Annotated in this window: 10 protein-coding genes; 6 read left to right on the plus strand and 4 right to left on the minus strand. The window is 64.5% G+C overall.

Annotation, left to right across the window (positions count from 1 at the left end):
- Window positions 1–7 precede the first annotated feature (7 nt).
- The 4 genes from H2O65_RS08255 to H2O65_RS08270 all read left to right on the plus strand — a co-directional run bounded on the left by H2O65_RS08255 (window position 8) and on the right by H2O65_RS08270 (window position 13,873).
- Window positions 8–877 (plus strand): biotin--[acetyl-CoA-carboxylase] ligase, encoded by an 870-nt coding sequence (locus H2O65_RS08255; protein WP_182141245.1) that lies wholly within the window; start codon window positions 8–10, stop codon window positions 875–877.
- A complete protein-coding gene (locus H2O65_RS08260) occupies window positions 874–2,715 on the plus strand; it encodes a biotin carboxylase N-terminal domain-containing protein (protein WP_182141246.1) in 1,842 nt (613 codons plus the stop codon). The genes H2O65_RS08255 and H2O65_RS08260 overlap by 4 nt, the downstream gene beginning before the upstream one ends.
- Before the next feature lie 200 nt (window positions 2,716–2,915).
- The gene (locus H2O65_RS08265; RefSeq protein ID WP_220458817.1) at window positions 2,916–4,421 is read left to right on the plus strand and encodes an acyl-CoA carboxylase subunit beta; all 1,506 of its coding nucleotides are present in this window, start codon (window positions 2,916–2,918) and stop codon (window positions 4,419–4,421) included.
- 89 nt (window positions 4,422–4,510) lie between these two features.
- Window positions 4,511–13,873 (plus strand): type I polyketide synthase, encoded by a 9,363-nt coding sequence (locus tag H2O65_RS08270; protein WP_182141248.1) that lies wholly within the window; start codon window positions 4,511–4,513, stop codon window positions 13,871–13,873.
- A gap of 121 nt (window positions 13,874–13,994) precedes the next feature.
- Here the strand turns inward: H2O65_RS08270 and H2O65_RS08275 are convergent, their stop codons facing one another.
- Genes H2O65_RS08275 through H2O65_RS08285 form a run of 3 tightly spaced genes read right to left on the minus strand, consistent with a single transcriptional unit; the run spans window position 13,995 to window position 15,444 of the window.
- Window positions 13,995–14,402: an SDR family NAD(P)-dependent oxidoreductase gene (locus H2O65_RS08275; RefSeq protein ID WP_182141249.1), complete on the minus strand. Its 408-nt coding sequence runs from the start codon at window positions 14,400–14,402 to the stop codon at window positions 13,995–13,997.
- Entirely contained in the window at window positions 14,354–14,749 is a 396-nt protein-coding gene (locus tag H2O65_RS08280; RefSeq protein ID WP_182141250.1) for a hypothetical protein, read from the minus strand. The genes H2O65_RS08275 and H2O65_RS08280 overlap by 49 nt, the downstream gene beginning before the upstream one ends.
- 59 nt (window positions 14,750–14,808) lie before the next feature.
- On the minus strand, window positions 14,809–15,444 hold the full coding sequence (locus H2O65_RS08285; RefSeq protein WP_182141251.1) for a hypothetical protein: 636 nt from the start codon (window positions 15,442–15,444) through the stop codon (window positions 14,809–14,811).
- 300 nt (window positions 15,445–15,744) lie between these two features.
- Between H2O65_RS08285 and H2O65_RS08290 the strand changes: the two genes are divergently transcribed.
- Complete coding sequence (locus H2O65_RS08290) at window positions 15,745–15,897, plus strand: hypothetical protein (RefSeq protein WP_182141252.1); 153 nt, start codon at window positions 15,745–15,747, stop codon at window positions 15,895–15,897.
- Window positions 15,898–15,903: 6 nt separating this feature from the next.
- Entirely contained in the window at window positions 15,904–16,398 is a 495-nt protein-coding gene (locus tag H2O65_RS08295; protein ID WP_182141253.1) for a holo-ACP synthase, read from the plus strand.
- On the opposite strand, the gene H2O65_RS08300 is transcribed toward H2O65_RS08295, so the two are convergent.
- Complete coding sequence (locus H2O65_RS08300) at window positions 16,386–17,369, minus strand: acetylxylan esterase (RefSeq protein ID WP_182141254.1); 984 nt, start codon at window positions 17,367–17,369, stop codon at window positions 16,386–16,388. The two genes, H2O65_RS08295 and H2O65_RS08300, sit on opposite strands and share 13 nt — an antisense overlap.
- Between the last annotated feature and the right edge of the window lie 108 nt (window positions 17,370–17,477).

Consider the following 17,477-nt stretch of genomic DNA (forward strand, 5'->3'; position numbering starts at 1 on the left):
GAGGGGCATGGCCCACAGCGCACCCATCATCCAGCTCGGAGAAACGACCTCCACAAACGATGAGCTAGGCAACCGCTGGCGCGAACGCAACTCCCGCCCGCTCCTCCCTTTCACCTCCGTAGTTGCTGATTTCCAAACTCGCGGCCGAGGACGCCTGGGGCGCCAGTGGGAAGCCCCCAAGAAGAGCTCTCTGCTGCTGTCGATTCTGGTCCCCACCACCGAAGAGGACGCGACTTGGATGCCGCTGGCCGGCGGCCTTGCTACAGCACTGGTGCTGGACGGCCTGCTCCCCGCACCGCAGGGGCTGGACGAAACTGCAGAAACTCTGGTGCTGGACGGCCTGCTTCCCACTGACGAAGGCACGCAACCCGGCGGCGCGGCAAACGCGCCTGCCGTGGCCCCGCGCGTTGACCTCAAGTGGCCCAACGACCTGCTGGTCGGCGGCAAGAAGATCGCCGGCATCCTTTCTGAACGCCTCGGCAAAGATCCTGATGGCACCGTCTGGGTCGCCCTCGGCATCGGGGTCAACGTCACCCAGGGCGAGGACGAGCTGCCGCCCGTCCCCTCCACTTCCCTACGCCTGCAGGGCGCTGCCCCCGTGAGCCGCACCGCCCTCGCACACATGATCATCGAGCAACTCAAAGCCACCCTGACCAGCGCCTCCCTGGCGAATGACTACGCCACCCGGTGCGTTTCAACCCGCGGCAATGTCCACGCCACCCTGCCCGACGGTTCCACCATCACTGGCACGGGAACCGGCATCGATACTTCCGGCGCCCTCCTGGTCGAGGACGAGGGCGGCACGACCCACACCATTTCCGCCGGCGACGTCACGCTGGCCGACAACCTACCCGAAACCCCAGGAGCCCTTCAGTGACCACACAGGCAACCTCTAAGGTTCTGGTCGCAAACCGCGGCGAGATTGCCTTGCGCATCATTCGTTCTGTCCAGGAAAGCGGCCGCACGGCCGTTGCTGTTTACGCTGATCAGGACATGGATGCCCAGTTTGTCCGCACAGCGGATGAGGCCTACGCCTTGCGCGGCACCACCGCCACCGACACCTACCTGAACGGCGACAAAATCCTTGAGATCGCCGCGACTTCCGACTCTGACGCAGTTCACCCCGGCTACGGCTTCCTTGCCGAGAACGCCACCTTCGCCAAGCAGGTCATCGACGCCGGGCTGAACTGGATTGGCCCCAGGCCCGAGGTCATCGACCTTTTGGGCGACAAGATCCGCGCCCGCAAGACGGCGCTCAGCGTCGGCGTTTCCCCCGTTCCCGGTACCCAGGAACCCCTGCAGGGCCGCGCCGAGGTCGAAGACTTCATCGCAACATGGGGCTACCCCGTGGTCCTCAAAGCTGCTGATGGCGGCGGCGGACGCGGCATCCACGTCCTCAATGCCGAGGGCGACCTCGACAACTTCTTCACCGGCCGCGAACTAACCGGCATCGCGGGCGCGGGCTTCTTCATTGAACGCTACGTCCCCAAGGCCCGCCACCTGGAAACCCAGAGCGGGCGCGACTCCCACGGCACCTTCACCGTCTATTCGACCCGTGACTGCTCGGTGCAGCGGCGCCACCAAAAGCTCATCGAAGAGGCCCCCGCGCCCTTTATTACGCCTGAGACTGAAGCGCTCCTGCTGGCTAACTCCAAGGCCCTCTTCGACGCCGTTGACTACGTCGGTCTGGGCACATGCGAATACCTGCTCAGTGACGAGGGCGAGTTGTACTTCCTTGAAGTTAACCCTCGCCTGCAAGTTGAGCACACCGTCACCGAAGAGGTCGCCGGAGTCGACCTTGTGGCAGCCCAACTTGCCATCGCAGCCGGAGAGGAAATCCCCCGCGGCGGTGAAGTGCGGGGCCACTCCATTGAACTGCGCGTCACCAGCGAGGATCCCGGGAATGATCTGATCCCCACCATGGGCACACTGACCCGGGTGGCATGGCCGACAGGTCCCGGTATCCGCATCGACACCGGGATTGGCGAGGGCGACGCCGTGTCACCCGAGTTTGACTCCATGGTCGCCAAGATCATCGTCACCGCCCCCACCCGCGAGCAAGCCATTGAGCGGGCCCTGCGCGTCACCCGAGAAACCGTGCTCGAGGGCGTCTCCAACCCCCTCCCCCTCTACGCACACATCCTTTCGCGCCCCGAGTTCGCCCTCGCACAAGACGGCAACCTGGGGGTGTGGACACGCTGGCTTGAGTCGGGCGTCCTTGACGAGTTCGGCGCCCTCTACGCCGCCGAGGAAGCCGAGTTGGGCGCCGCATCACCGGCCGCTACACCTGCCGCGCCAGCCCCGGAACGCACCCGCGTCATCATTGAGCTTGATGGCAAGCGCGCGGAACTCACCCTGCCCGCCAACCTGCTGTCAGCCGCCCCGGCCGCGGCCGTGAAGCGGGCTCCGCAACCCCTGCGCTCCTCCCGCGAAGCCGCCAAACGCGCCGCGACGGGGCCGGTTGTTAGTAAGGATTCCGTCGTCGCCCCCTCGCAGGCAATCGTCGTGCGGATCGCGACCGAGGTCGGAGCAGACGTTGCCGAAGGCGATGTCCTGGCGGTTCTGGAGTCCATGAAGATGGAGTCCTACGTCCTCGCCCCCCGTGCGGGCCGCATCGAAGCGATCAACGTCGAGGTCGGAGCGAACGTCGCCCCCGGCCACGTCCTCGTGACACTAAGCCCCGAAGCCGAATCGAACGAAGGCGGCCAGAAGTGAACCCGAAAGCACCCTCCTCAAAGAACACGGCAAGCGACGCTCGCGCCGCCGCTCGCGCTGGCCTCAACAGGGCCCGTGCCGGACTTGAGGCCGCAAAGGCTGGTTTCAACGCGGCACTCGCGGAGTTCAACCACAGCGCCGACTCAGACAAGTCGGGCGTCCCGTCGGCGCGCGATTCCCACGCCGCCGAGGTCGCAGATCTGACTCGCCAGGCCGAAGAGCGCGCCTCCGCCCGCCAACACAAGAACGACAAGCTCACGGCCCGCGAGCGCCTCGAAACTCTACTTGACCCAGACACTTTCGTTGAGATCGGCCAGTTCATGGGCGGGTCAATGAAGAACGGGTTCACGGGAGCCGCCGTCATCACCGGTCATGGCGAGATCAACGGCCGCCGCGTCGCGGTTTATGCCCAAGACTTCTCCGTCCGCGGTGGAACACTGGGTCGCGTCGAAGGCCAAAAGATCATCAACATCATGGATGTCGCCATGGAAATGCGCATCCCCATTGTCGGCATGCTCGATTCCGGCGGCGCACGCATCCAGGAGGGCGTGGTTGCGCTGACCCAGTACGGGCGTATTTTCCGTAAGTCGTGCAAGGCTTCGGGTTCAGTCCCGCAGATCTCCCTGATTCTCGGTCCGTGCGCAGGTGGCGCCGTTTACAGCCCGGCCCTAACCGACTTTGTCATCATGACCCGCGAGCACAGCCACATGTTCGTCACCGGCCCCGAAGTGGTCCGCGCGGTGACAGGTGAGAAGGTTTCCTTCGAGGAGCTCGGCGGCGCCGAAGTCCACAACTTCCAGTCCGGCGTCGCCCACTACCTGGCCGACGACGAAGAGGACGCCCTCGAGTACGCGCGGTCGCTTCTCACCTACCTTCCGTCCTCGTTCGAAGAACCCGCACCCACGTACGACTACCAGCCCAACCCGGACGAGGCCGCCCTGGCGCAGAAGCTTGGCGACCTGGTCCCCGAATCGACGAGGACGCCCTACGACGTCATCCAAGTCGTGCAAAACCTGGTGGATCACGGCGAGTTCGTCGAGGTCCAAGCCGGTTTCGCAAAGAACATCGTCATCGGTTTCGCGTGCATCTCCGGACATTCTGTGGGGATCGTCGCCAACCAGCCACTGCACGAGGCCGGGACGCTGGATGTTGACGCCTCTGAGAAGGCCGCCCGGTTTGTTCGCCTCTGCGACGCCTTTAGTCTCCCGATCATCACCCTGGTTGACGTGCCCGGCTACCGCCCCGGCACCCAGCAGGAACAGGCCGGCATCATCCGTCGCGGCGCCAAAATGATCTTCGCATACGCCAACGCCACCACCCCGATGATCACCATTGTCCTGCGCAAAGCGTACGGCGGCGCCTACATCGTCATGGGGTCGAAGTCGATCGGCGCCGACATGAACTTCGCGTGGCCGGGCGCTGAGGTGGCCGTCATGGGTGCCGATGGCGCCGTGTCAATCATGAACCGACGCGACATCGCCGCAGCCCAAGAGGCGGGCGAGGACGTCGGGAAGGTACGCGCCGCCCTCGTCGCCCAGTACACGGAGGAATCCGTCAACCCCGACCTGTCGGTGGCCGAGGGCGAGTTCGACGCCATCATCACCCCGGCCCAAACCCGCGACGCGATCGTCGGGTCACTTGAGTTGCTCCAGACCAAACACCGCCCCGTCTCCGGGTCAAAGCGCCACGGAAACGGACCCCTGTAATGACAAAACCAGATGCACCCTCGACGCAACACACCAACTCTTTCTTGACAGCCGCAAGCGGCACCGCACAACAAACGGGAGATACAAAAATGACCAGCTACTCCGCGCCTTTCTACCTCACGCTCGGTGGCGATGGGGGCACCCCGTACGCCCTGTCGTTTGCAGGGCAGGCAACTCCGTGGCAGGAGGCGCTGGCCGAGTTGACGACCCGCAAAGATGTCGCCAGCGAAGTTAAGGACCTCATTGATGCAGGTCAGGTCCTGCTTGCTCCACTTGGGCGGTCGCTGTCGGTCGTTGCTGGCGCGCCGGTCACCCTTCCTTCTCTTCTTTCTGCCGACGAGGGCGCTCCCGCCGCTTCCATGCCCGGCATCCTGCTGACCCAGTTCGCGACGCTTCTTGACCTGGCTGCTGAGGGCTTTGATGCGCGGGTGCACTCCCCGATCGCTGCGGCCGGTCACAGCCAGGGCATTCTTGGTGCGGCCATGTTTGAGGCCTGGGTTGATGGCGACTACCAGAAGATTGCGGCCATCTATGCGTTGACCGAGTTGATGGGAGTGGCTGTTACCGCCGCGACCCGCTCGGGCGGGGCCCGTCCTGTTGGCGGCAAGTTCCCGATGCTGGCTGTTGTTGGCGCCTCCCCAGTCCAGGTTCAGGCCTTGATTGCTGACGCTGGCCTTGAAGGCGAAGTGACGGTTTCGCTGCGCAACAGTTCAGAGCAGGTTGTTGTTTCCGGGGCCCCTGCCGATCTGGAGCAGATCCAGTTGGCGGGCCAGAAGGTTCAGGCCGAGGACGAGGCACAGATTGCCGCGAAGGTTCGCGGCGGTAAGCCTTTCGCTCCCCGCTTTGCGTACCTGCCGGTTGCGGCTCCTTTCCACTCCCCGCTGCTGGCGGGCGCCCTCGAACAGGTTCGCGCCTGGGCGGCTGATGCCGGTATCGATGCGGCGCTAGTTGAGGACCTGGCTCCCGCCGTGCTCACCGAACCTGTTGATTGGGCGGCCGAGGTCGAGCCGCTGGTCGAAGCCGGTGCCAAGTGGATTCTTGATATTGGTCCGGGTGATGCCCTGGCTCGCATCACCACCCGGGTGCTTCTGGGCAGCGGGGTTGGCGTGGTTGAGGCGGGAACCGTTGCTGGTCGCGACACATTCCTCACCTCGACGGCGCAGTTTGATGCGCCTGTGGACTGGGCTGCCTACCAGCCCAGGGTGACGACCCTTCCCGATGGTCGCCGCACCGTTGAGACCGCATTTAGCCGCCTCACCGGCCGCTCCCCCGTCTTGCTTGCGGGCATGACGCCGACAACCGTTGACCCAGAAATCGTCGCCGCCGCGGCCAATGCGGGTTACTGGGCTGAACTGGCCGGTGGCGGGCAGGTCACCGAGCCTGTCTTTGCGGAGAACTTGGCGAAGCTGAAGAAGCTTCTCAACCCGGGTCGCGCCGCGCAGTTCAACGCCATGTTCCTTGACCCCTACCTGTGGAACCTGCAGTTCGGTGCCCAGAGCATTGTCACCAAAGCCCGTGCCGCGGGTGCGCCTCTGGATGGCGTGGTGATTTCTGCGGGCATCCCCGAGCTTGAAGAGGCCACTCAACTCATCACTGACCTGCAGGCTGCAGGCTTCCCCTACGTGGCATTCAAGCCGGGCACGACCGCGCAGATTCGCCAGGTCGTCACCATTGCCCAGGCTGTTCCAGAGGCCGCGGTGATCGTTCAGGTCGAGGACGGCCATGCAGGCGGGCACCACTCCTGGGAGAACCTGGACGACCTGCTTCTCGCCACATACGCCGACATCCGCAACACCCCCAACCTGGTGCTTTGTGTTGGTGGCGGCATCGGCACCCCCGAGCGGGCTGCCGACTACATTTCCGGGCAGTGGGCACTGGCTCACGGCCGCGCCCTGATGCCGGTTGATGGCGTCCTCATTGGTACGGCTGCCATGACGGCGTTGGAGGCGAAGACAACCGCTGAGGTCAAGCAGCTTTTGGTTGACACACCCGGCGTTGCTATTCCCCCCACCGCAGACACCCTGGGCGGCTGGGTTCCAGCCGGATCCACCCGCGGTGGCGTCACTTCCGGCCAGTCGCACCTGCGCGCGGACATTCACGAGGTCGACAATGCTGCGGCGCGCTGCGCCCGGCTTGTTTCCCAGGTCTCCGGCAACGAAGAGGCCGTCCTGGCGCGCCGCGATGAGATCATCGCCGCCCTCGACGCCACGTCAAAGCCCTACTTCGGGGACGTCGACAAGATGTCGTACTTGGAGTGGGCACGCCGCTTCGCAACCCTTTCCGCCTCCCCGATTGACGGGTCGTGGAATGACGTCACCTGGATCAACCGTTTCCAGCTGCTGTTGCAGCGCATCGAGGGTCGCCTCTCTAACAAGGAATCCGGCAAGATCGCGACGATCTTCCCCGACCTCGACTCCGCACGCGACGCGCTGGGCGCGGTTGACCGTTTGGAAGCGACCTACCCGAATGCTGCAAGCACCCGGGTGACCCCGACGGATGCGGCCTGGTTTGTGGACCTGTGCCGCAAGTACCCCAAGCCGATGCCTTTCGTGCCCGTCCTCGACTCCGACCTGCTGCGCTGGTGGGGCCAGGACAACCTGTGGCAGTCCCAAGATCCGCGTTACACCGCGGATCAGGTGCGGATCATTCCCGGCCCGATCTCCGTTGCTGGCATGACCCGTGTCGATGAACCGATCGGTGAGCTGCTGGGCCGGTTTGAGACCGCCACAGTGGAACGCCTCGAGGCTGCAAACGCCCCACAAGAGACCCTGTTCGCACGCCTTGGCGATTCAAAGACGCCCGAGGAGTTCCTCCTCAATGTTCCTTACGTAACCTGGAGTGGCAACCTGGTCGACAACCCTGCCCGGGTTGTTCCAGCCGACATGCTGAAGATTGCAAGGCGTGAAGACAGCGACGTTTACGACCTCGTCGTCTCCCTTGACACCGCCTGGGACAACACACCCGGTGGTGACAACCTGCACGCGGTTCGCAAACTGACCGTGCCGCTGGCAATCGGAGAGCAAACGGATGACGGTGGCTACCCGGTTGTTGACCGCGACGCCCTGCCGGAACACATGTTTGCGCTGCTTGCAGCCACCGCGGGAGTCGGTGGGGAAACCATTACCGGCGACCCCATCACCGCACTCCCAACCATGGTCTCCTCTGAGGACTCCGTCTTCGGGGAAGCCCACTGGACCTTCACCATCAACCGCGGGCTAGCCGACATGCACCGCGGCGCCACCGGTGAAGCCCTGCCCGCCCGCTTCGAGCTGGACACATGGACCCCGGACGCGATCCTTGGCCTGTGCTGGCCCGCCATCTATGCGGCGCTCGGCTCCGCCCTCATCGAAGGTAACTACCCGGTCATCGAGGGGCTGCTCTCAGCGGTCCATCTGGACCACACTGCGCGCCTTTACGTGGACGTTGATGACCTGCTCGGCGAGGACGGGTCAACACAGTTGACCGTTGTTGCCCGCACCACCGGCCTCGACGAATCATCCGCTGGCCGCGTTGTTACCGTGCAGGAAGCCCTCTACCACGACGGGCAGGAGATCGGCTTCTTCCAGGAGCGCTTTGCCATTCGTGGTCGCATCGGCTCCGACTCAGTACCGGTCGATGTACCTGCCGCTGCGGGTCTGGCGGTCGGAGTGACCGACACCCCGCGCTCGCAACTGCGCCGCGCACGGGTGGTCGCACCGGCAAACATGACGACATTCGCCAATGTTTCCGGCGACTTCAACCCCATCCACACCTCGTACGCTGCGGCTCGGGTGGCGGGTCTGGAAGACGCCCTCGTCCACGGCATGTGGCTGTCGGCCGTGGCGCAAAACCTGGTGGGGGCGCGTGAGGGCAAGCAGCCCGGCTACCGCATCACCGGGTGGACCTACAACATGTACGGCCTGGTCAACCTCAATGATCCCGTTGACCTGACGGTGGAACGCGTCGGGCGCATCCCCGGTGGCGGCCTGCTGCTTGAGGTGACGGCGAAGATTGACGGACAGATCGTCTCACGCGCCACCGCGACAACCGCTCCCCCGACGACCGCCTACGTTTACCCAGGTCAGGGCATCCAACGTCAAGGTATGGCGCTGGAAGAGATGGCGACCTCCGATGCTGCGCGCGAGGTGTGGGAGCGTGCCGACCGCCTCACAAAGGACGCCCTCGGCTTCTCCATCCTCACCGTCGTGCGCGACAACCCGACGGAGATGGTTGTGGGCGACCAGGTGCTGCGCCACCCTGATGGCCTGCTCAACCTGACCCAGTTCACCCAGGTGGCGCTGGCAACCGTCGCGTTCGCACAGACGGAACGCCTCCGTGAAATGGGTGCGCTGGTGGATCGCGCTTACTTCGCCGGACACTCACTTGGCGAGTACAACGCCCTGTCTGCTTACGGCGAGGTGTTCCCGCTGGAAAACGTCCTCGAAATCGTCTTCCACCGCGGATCAACCATGCACCACCTGGTGCCGCGTGACGACAAGGGACGCTCCAACTACCGCATGGGCGCGCTACGGCCCAACCAGTTCGGCATCGGTGACGACGAGGTCGTTGCCTACGTCGACTCGGTGGCGGAGAAGTCGGGGGAGTTCCTGCAGATCGTCAACTTCAACCTGGCCGGACAGCAGTACGCGATTGCCGGCACCATTGAGGGGCTCAAAGCTCTGAACGAGGACGCTTCCGCTCGCGCCGCCGCCGCTGGGGGTAAGGGCCCGTTCATGTACGTGCCGGGTGTGGACGTACCGTTCCACTCGCGCGTACTCCGTGATGGCGTGCCCGAGTTCCGCGACAAGCTGGAAAGCCTGGTCCCCGCGGATATTCCCTCTGAGCGCCTAGTTGGCAAATACATCCCCAACCTGGTGGCGCGGCCATTCGAGGTGACACGGTCCTTCGCGCAGGCCATCCTTGATGAGGTGCCATCCGAGCCGATTGCCGCCCTCCTCGCTAGTGATGAGGCTTGGGAAGAGGCAGCCGCCGACGAGGACGCCCTGGCCCGCCTGCTGCTCATTGAGTTGCTGTGCTGGCAGTTCGCGTCCCCGGTGCGGTGGATTGAAACCCAAGACCTCATGTTCACCCCCGTTGAAGACGGCGGGTTGGGCGTCGAGCGTCTCATCGAAATCGGCCTGGGGGCATCCCCGACGCTGGCTGGTCTGGGTGAGAAGACACTGAAGCTCGATGAGTTCTCCGGTTCGTCCTCGGCCGCCCTCAACGTCCAACGCGACGAACAGGTTGTCACCTGTGTCGACGTGCGGTTTGTGGACGACGAGGACGAGGACGCCACTTCTGACGGGGGTTCCGCAGCCGCCGACCTTCAGACGTCGTCGGCAGTCGGAACCTCCAGTGATTCAGCAAAGGCAACGTCGACAGTCGGAACCTCCGCCGATGCTGCCAAGTCAACGTCGGCACCGGCACCTGCACCGGCCGAAGCCGACTACGTTCCTGCCGCCACGGTTCCCGCGCCTGCCGCTCCGGTGGCTGCCACAGGTGGTCCTTCGGGCGCGGACGTTGCGGACATCCCGTTTGCGGCCTCGGACGCCATCAAGGTCCTCATGGCCTACACCAACAAGTTGCGTCCCGAGCAGATCGATGCCGGCGACACGACCGACACCTTGACCGCGGGTGTTTCCGCACGTCGCAACCAGTTGCTGATGGACCTGTCAGCAGAGTTGGGTCTGCCGTCAATCGACGGTGCGGCTGATGCGAGCGTTGGTGAACTGGCGATCTCCGTCGACAAGTTGGCCCACCACTACAAGGCCTTCGGCCCGGTGCTCACCGAGGCGATTCGTGACCGCCTCCGCAAGGTGCTGGGTGGCGCGGGCGTGAAGCCGACATTTGTCGGTGACCGCGTGCGTGAGGTGTGGCAGCTCGGTGACGGCTGGGCCAACGCGACAACCGCGCAGGTCCTGCTGGGTTCACGTGAGGGCGACTCGGCGCGAGGAGGGGAGCTTGCTTCCCTCGCGACCTCCGCCGGATCCAAGGCCGAGGCCGAGGCAATCGTCGACGCGGCAGTGGGGCAGGTCTCCGCGATGCGGGGCATTGCAGTTTCACTGCCCTCGGCTGGCGGCGCAAACGGTGGCGGAGGTGGAGTTGTTGACTCCGCGGCCCTTGACGCTTACGCCGACAAGGTCACCGGACCATCGGGAGCCCTGGCGCAGACCGCAAAGCACCTCCTCGAGGTTCTGGGGCTAGAAGGTGTCGGCCTCCTCCCCGCAGGGTTTGCAAGTGAAGACGAGGAGCTCCTCGCAGACGCCCTCGCCGCCCGCACCGTTGAGGCCGAACTGGGTCCGCGCTGGGTTGAGATGGTCCAGCCGCGTTTCAGCGCTGCAAAGGCCGTCCTCATCGACGACCGTTGGGCTAGTGCTCGCGAAGACCTGGCTCGTGTCTGGAACGCTGCACCTGAGGATCGTCCCGCCCTCGTCACCTTCGGTGGCGCCGGGGAAACCGTGGCCAAGCACGCCACGTGGTGGGCCGACAAGGCGCGCCACGAGGGACGCGATGAACTGGCCGACTACTACACCGAGGCGGCCCAGGCTGCGACCTCGAACCCGGATCTTCCGTTCGCGGGTCAGGTTGCAGTTGTCACCGGCGTAACCCCGGCCTCCATTGCCGGGGCTGTCTCCGCCCGACTTTTGCGTGGTGGGGCAACGGTGATCGCGACCTCGTCCAAGGTTGACGCAGCACGCCTCGCATTCGCCAAGGATCTCTACGCCAAGAATGCCGCGGGAGATGCGGCGCTGTGGCTGGTCCCAGCGAACCTGGCCTCCTACCGGGACGTGGACGCCCTCGTCGAATGGATCGGCACTGAACAGGACAAGGTGGTTGGTGCAACTAAGGAGATCGTCAAGTCGGCCCTGGTGCCCGACCTGTTCTTCCCCTTCGCGGCGCCCCCGGTCATGGGTTCCATGGCGGATTCGGGCGAGCAGTTCGAGGCGCAGGCACGTCTGCTGCTGTGGAGCGTTGAGCGCGCCATCAGTGGTCTGGCAGCGCTTGCGGATCGCAGCGCGAAGGCCAAGCGTGTCCACGTGGTCCTTCCCGGCTCCCCCAACCGCGGCATGTTTGGCGGAGACGGAGCATACGGTGAGACCAAGGCGGCTTTCGACGCCATCACCAACCGTTGGTCGGCCGAATCGATCTGGGCGCGCGGCACGACGCTGGCTCACCCGAAGATCGGTTGGGTGCAGGGCACGGGTCTGATGGGCGGCAATGACGCCCTCGCACCCGCGGCACGCAAGGCGGGGATCCGCACCTACACGACGGACGAAATGGCTGATGAGCTGGTCGCGCTGTGCACGGCTGAGGCACGGGCAAATGCCCTCGAGGGCCCGCTTGATGCTGACCTGACCGGCGGGCTCGCCATGGGTGTTGACTTCAAGGCACTGCAGGCGGCGGCAGCAGCTGATGCTGCGGCGACGGCGGACGACTCAGACGTTGCGGAAGACGTGGCGCTGATTCCGGCGCTCCCCTCCCCCGCACAGGCCAAGTTGGCCTCCTACGACCCTGCCGAGTGGGCTGGCGTCAACGCCAACCTTGAGGACATGGTCGTTGTCGTCGGGATCGGCGAAGTCGGACCGTGGGGCAGCGCGCGGACCCGCTGGCAGGCGGAACTCGGCCTCGAAAGTGATGGCGAGGTCGAACTGACCCCGGCGGGCGTCCTCGAACTAGCCTGGATGATGGGCCTGATCACCTGGGCAGAATCCCCGGAGTCTGGCTGGTATGACGCTGACGGCAATCTGGTGGAGCCGGGCGATATTTTCGATCGTTACCGCGATGAAGTCGTGGCGCGGTCGGGTGTACGCTCCTTCATCACCGACGCCGGGATCGTTGACCTGGGCACCCAGGAGGATGCGGCGGTGTTCCTCAACACTGACGTCACCTTCACGGTCCCGGACCGCGAAACCGCTGAGTCCTACGTGGTCGAGGACGAGCGCCTCACCCGCATCCGCCCCCTCGAAGATGGCGAATGGGAAGTGACACGACTGGCGGGTGCGCAGGCACGACTGCCGCGGCGCGCCACGCTGACACGCACGGTTGGTGGGCAGTTCCCCACCGGTTACGACGCCTCCAAGTGGGGTCTGTCGCCAGCGCTGTTGGAAGGCATGGACCGGATCGCAGCATGGAACCTGGTTAGTGCGGTGGATGCGTTCCTCACCGCCGGGTTCTCCCCTGCCGAGTTGCTGCAGGCCATTCACCCGGCCGATGTCGCATCGACCCAGGGCACCGGGTTCGGTGGAATGACCTCCATGCGGAAGCTGTTCGTGGACCGCTTCCTTGGCGAGGAGTACCCGCAGGACGTCCTCCAGGAAACCCTGCCGAACGTGGTTGCGGCGCACACCATGCAGAACTTCATTGGCGGCTACGGCCCCATGGTTCAGCCGGTGTCCGCCTGTGCGACGGCTGCGGTTTCGGTCGAGGACGGCCTGGACAAGATCCATACAGGTAAGGCCAAGTTCGTGGTTGCTGGCGCGACCGACGACCTGTCGGTGGAATCGCTGGTCGGGTTCGGGTCGATGAACGCGACGGCTAACTCTGCGGAAATGGCGGCGAAGGGCTTGAATGAACGCTTCTACAGCCGCGCCAACGACCGTCGTCGCGGTGGGTTCATTGAGTCCCAGGGCGGTGGCACGGTGCTGCTGGCTCGCGGTGACCTGGCGGCCGAACTGGGCTTGCCGGTGCTGTCGGTGGTGGCATTTGCGCAGTCGTTCTCGGATGGGATCCACACTTCGATTCCGGCGCCGGGACTGGGCGCGCTGGCAGCGGCGCGAGGTGGGAAGGACTCCCGCCTGGCGGTCTCCTTGGAGGCGCTGGGGTTGGGCGCGGATGACATCGCGTTTGTGTCGAAGCATGACACCTCGACGAATGCCAATGATCCCAACGAGTCTGACTTGCACAGCCGCGTGGCGGCCGCCCTCGGACGCACGGAGGGTAACCCCATGTATGTGGTGTCGCAGAAGTCGATGACCGGTCACGCGAAGGGTGGAGCCGCGGTGTTCCAGATTTCCGGGGTCGGGCAGGTGTTCCGCGACGGGATGCTCCCGGGCAACAAGTCGCTGGACTGCGTCGATGAGGCGCTGGCGAAGAACCCGTGGCTGGTGTGGCTGAAGCAGCCGCTGGCGGTCGGGAAGGTTGGGCCCGTGAAGGCGGCACTCGTGACGTCGCTGGGCTTCGGGCACGTCTCGTCGTTCCTGGCGCTGGCGCACCCGGGCGCGTTCGAGGCGGCCGTGGCTGGCGCGCTCGGCGATGAGGCGCGTGCGGCTTGGCGCGAGCGGGCGCTGGCTCGACTTGAGGAGGGCGCCCACGACCTTGAGGCCGGCATGCTGGGGCGTGGGGATCTGTTCACGCCGGCGCCGGACCGCAGGTTGCCTGAGGAGGGTGGCCAGGTCGCGAAGGAGGCCGAGGCAGCGATGCTGCTAGACCCCAACGCGCGACTGGGGGCTGACGGGCGCTACGCCAAGGCGTAGCCGCTAGCGGGGTATGGGGAGCGCTACGCCAAGGCTTGGCCGCTCCCCATACCCGGCCGCCCCTACTGCACCCCGGCCCTCCCCCGGCCCTTCGACCCACCGGCGACCACCGTTCCCGCCCCTACTGCACCGACCAGCCTCCGTCGGTGGGGAGCAGAACGCCGTTGACGTGCGAGGAGTCCTTACTTAGGAGCCAAGTAATCGCCGCGGCCTGCTCATCGGCGGTGGCAATCGGGGGGAGCAGTTCAAGGAAGGGGGCCATGCGTTCTTTGGCAAAGTCGGACTTGAACGATCCCTCGATGCCGGTGGCCGTCCCACCGGGTGCGACAGCATTGACCCGTATACCGTGCGGTCCGTAGAGGAAGGCTTCACTCTTGGTCATTCCCGCAATGGCATGCTTGGAAGTGCCGTAAGCGGTGCCTGCTGCATTACCGCGTACGCAACCTAACCGACACGCAGACTCGCATGCGTACTCAGGTTCTAGATCGGGAGCACTGCACGCGCCACGATCGCGACAAGCACGGCCCAAGTCATGGACACCAGCGTGCCAAGAACGAACTTCTCCGACGCCTCCGGCGTTCCGAGTTCCTTAAACCGACCTAGGCCTTTGACCGCAACTATCACAGCAATCAGGGAAACCTGCCCCATCAAGATGGCGCCGGCAACTGCAAATCTCTCAATGAAGCCAATCCAAAGTCCCCCGCGTAACACCGACGGGTTCTGATCGCCGGACGCACCCCGCGAACCGGCACGCTGAGCGCCCTCCGAGTTTCGCCGCGCGGACGCCCTCAACGTCAAGAGCACGATCGGCCAACCCGTGACAGAAGCAAGAAGGAGAACAACGAGTTCCACTAGTAACCGCAAGGGTTCCGCCACTGGCCCCTCCTTACTCTGCTACGCCCCATTCGAAAACCAGCACCCATTCCATCCCGGCTTCACTGGTCCGAAGACGAGCCTCTATCCGCCTCTTCCAGAAGACGCTCAAGAAGCGGGATTGCCTCCCGCTCTACCTTCCATTCCGCAGCTTGGAGCCGCTGACTAAGCGCCTGCCGAGTGATACCCATTCTGGGGGCAACCTCCGACATTGTTAACTCTGACGCGGAGGCATCCATGGCGTCAATGGCTTCCCACCCGGCTTCCGTCCTCGTCTGCCAAAGGGTGGCCAAGAGTCGAAAATACGCAGAAATCTCTTGCGACTGCCTACCACTCGGTGACCGGAACGCAACGGACGGACGCGCGCGCTTCGCCTCTTCTACTGCAGTACGTGCGAGGACGAACGCCTGTCCGCGCGCGCTTCTCACCGAGTTTGGCAACGGATATTCGACCGCACCCACCGCCACACCTACGGACCAACCCCGGATTCGCACCAGGTCACGCACCACGGCGATCACGCCAGCAGCCGAGCTTAGTAGGCACTGGAACTCGTCGCCGACAGTCCGTTCGATGGGCAGCACCAATGAGGTCGAAGCACCCTTCGGGCCCCGCAACACACCCTCGACCCGGTGCATGGCGGCAGGAACGAGGTCTTCGGCACCACGCGAGCCTCGCTGGTCAACATCAATCACAAACATCCCGCAAGTCTAATCTCTTGCATTTGTGTCTGCAAGGTTTTTTGCTTTCCCGTACGTGGCGCGCCGCGAAGTGACAGGCAGCCGCACCTGGTCGGTCCATCGCAAGCATCCACCTGACGCGTCCCTTCGGTCCCCCACGGGCTGCTCGGTCCCCCAGAGGTCGAATCCGAGGTCGATTTGCCCCCTAATCACGCCCTGCGGAGCTCCGAGGACCCTATGGGGGACCCAGGGCGACGCCAAAGCGGGCACACACTGAAGTGCAACCAGACGCCCACGCCCTCGTCGCCGTAGTATTGCCTCATGACTAACAACGAAGATGGTTTCAACCCCGACAACAGCCAACTGGACCTTGCGGCAGCGTCCTTCGACACCGATGCAGTCACGCTTGGGGAAGGCGCAAATCCTGAGGCGCTGGTGGGCGAACTGCTCGCCGAAGACAAACTCGACGACTAACTCGCCGTGACACCCGCCCCGCCCAACGCAGACCCGCCTGGAGTCCCCAAGGGTGTGTGTGTCCTCGGCATCGGCACCGACATCGTCCACATCCCCGATCTGGCCCAGCAGATCAGCACGGTCGGGTCGCGGTTCGGTGAGCCGGGCGTGGTTTTCACCGCCAGGGAACTCCGCCGCGCAGAGTTGCGCGCAACCCACAAAGGCGACCGTCTCGCAGACCACCTGGCGGCAGTTTGGGCAATTAAGGAAGCTGCGCTCAAAGCGTGGGTTGCGGCGCTCGAAGCCAGCGGGACACCCCTCCCACTACCAGTCGACGGAGTTGTGTGGTCAGAAATCGTCGTGAGTCATACGCCCTCGGGCGTTCCATCGGTGCACCTCACGGGGACAATGGCTAACGCCTTCACGACGACTGTCCCGGTGCCAGACCCGAGATGGCACGTCTCCGCATCCCACGACGGAGACTACGCCCTCGCCTTCGCGGTCCTCGGCTACGCGGCATAGCCAAGCAGGTCCCGAACCCACTTGATTTGCTTGCGCACCTGATACGGGCCACCGCCCTCGTGCCCGTTGAACGGGTACACCTCCATCGCGGTCTCACCCCGACACCAGTTGCGCGCGGCGAACCCGGTTGACGGCGGAGTCGTCTCGTCCATGAGACCCACGGAAAACAGTCCGGGAGCCACGATCCGCTTTGCGAAGTTGACGCAGTCGAAGTATGACAGCGTGTTGAAGACGAGGTCGATGTCGTCCCGTTTGACACTGAGATAGTCAACAATCTCCTGATACGGGTACGCGCCAGTGAGCCCAATGGCCCGCTCAAAATTGCACAGGAACGGCACGTTCGCCATGAAACCGGCGACATTTCCGTCGAGGGCGGACGCCGCCAATGTAATCGCGCCGCCCTGACTGCCGCCCGTTGGGATCACGCGGGTTGGATCCACGCCGGGAAGCAGCCTCGCGATCTGCAACGCATGTGCGGCGTCTGTAAAAACACGCCGGTAATAGTAGGTATGCGGGGAGCGAATCCCCCGGGTCATGAAGCCACCGCCGGATGCATCCGTATCGGAAGTGTCGCCCGTGTCGCCGCCGCCACTCCAACGTGTTCCCTGCCCGCGTGTATCCACGATGAGGTGGGCGAGGCCGGAAGCCGCCCACGTGAGGTGCTCTTCGACCAGTCCACGTCCGCCACCGTAACCGACGAACTCAACAATGATTGGCAGCTGTTCTGTGACTGCGGCCGGGCGCGTGTATCGAGCGTGGATTACTTGGCTTCCAAAGCCGGGAAACGTCACGTCCCATGCATCGATGACATGAAGTGTGGACCGCGATGGCGTCATCGATATGGCCGAGGACGGGTCCTTCACACTGTGCTCAGCCAATGTTGCGGCCCAGAACTCGTCAAAATCTGCTGGCTCCCTAACGTCAGGACGGTAAGCCTGAAGTTCGGTGAGTGGATAATCAAGAAAGGGCATGGTCGTACTAACTCCGCGTGGCTGCTCGACGTTGAGGGTTTGGTGAACAGGACAAGGTTACCGCTCTGGAATGCTCCGGTGAAAAACGGCACGTGCCAAATGTCGGAG

Origin of the sequence: Schaalia sp. JY-X169 (genome assembly GCF_014069575.1) — a bacterium.
Taxonomy (GTDB): Bacteria; Actinomycetota; Actinomycetes; order Actinomycetales; family Actinomycetaceae; genus Scrofimicrobium.

Excerpts from the sequence above, each read along its gene's own strand:
- H2O65_RS08255 (WP_182141245.1), top strand. The coding sequence starts at position 8 with ATGGCCCACAGCGCACCCATCATCCAGCTCGGAGAAACGACCTCCACA.
- H2O65_RS08300 (WP_182141254.1), bottom strand. The coding sequence starts at position 17,369 with ATGCCCTTTCTTGATTATCCACTCACCGAACTTCAGGCTTACCGTCCT.
- H2O65_RS08285 (WP_182141251.1), bottom strand. The coding sequence starts at position 15,444 with ATGTTTGTGATTGATGTTGACCAGCGAGGCTCGCGTGGTGCCGAAGAC.
- H2O65_RS08270 (WP_182141248.1), top strand. The coding sequence starts at position 4,511 with ATGACCAGCTACTCCGCGCCTTTCTACCTCACGCTCGGTGGCGATGGG.
- H2O65_RS08290 (WP_182141252.1), top strand. The coding sequence starts at position 15,745 with ATGACTAACAACGAAGATGGTTTCAACCCCGACAACAGCCAACTGGAC.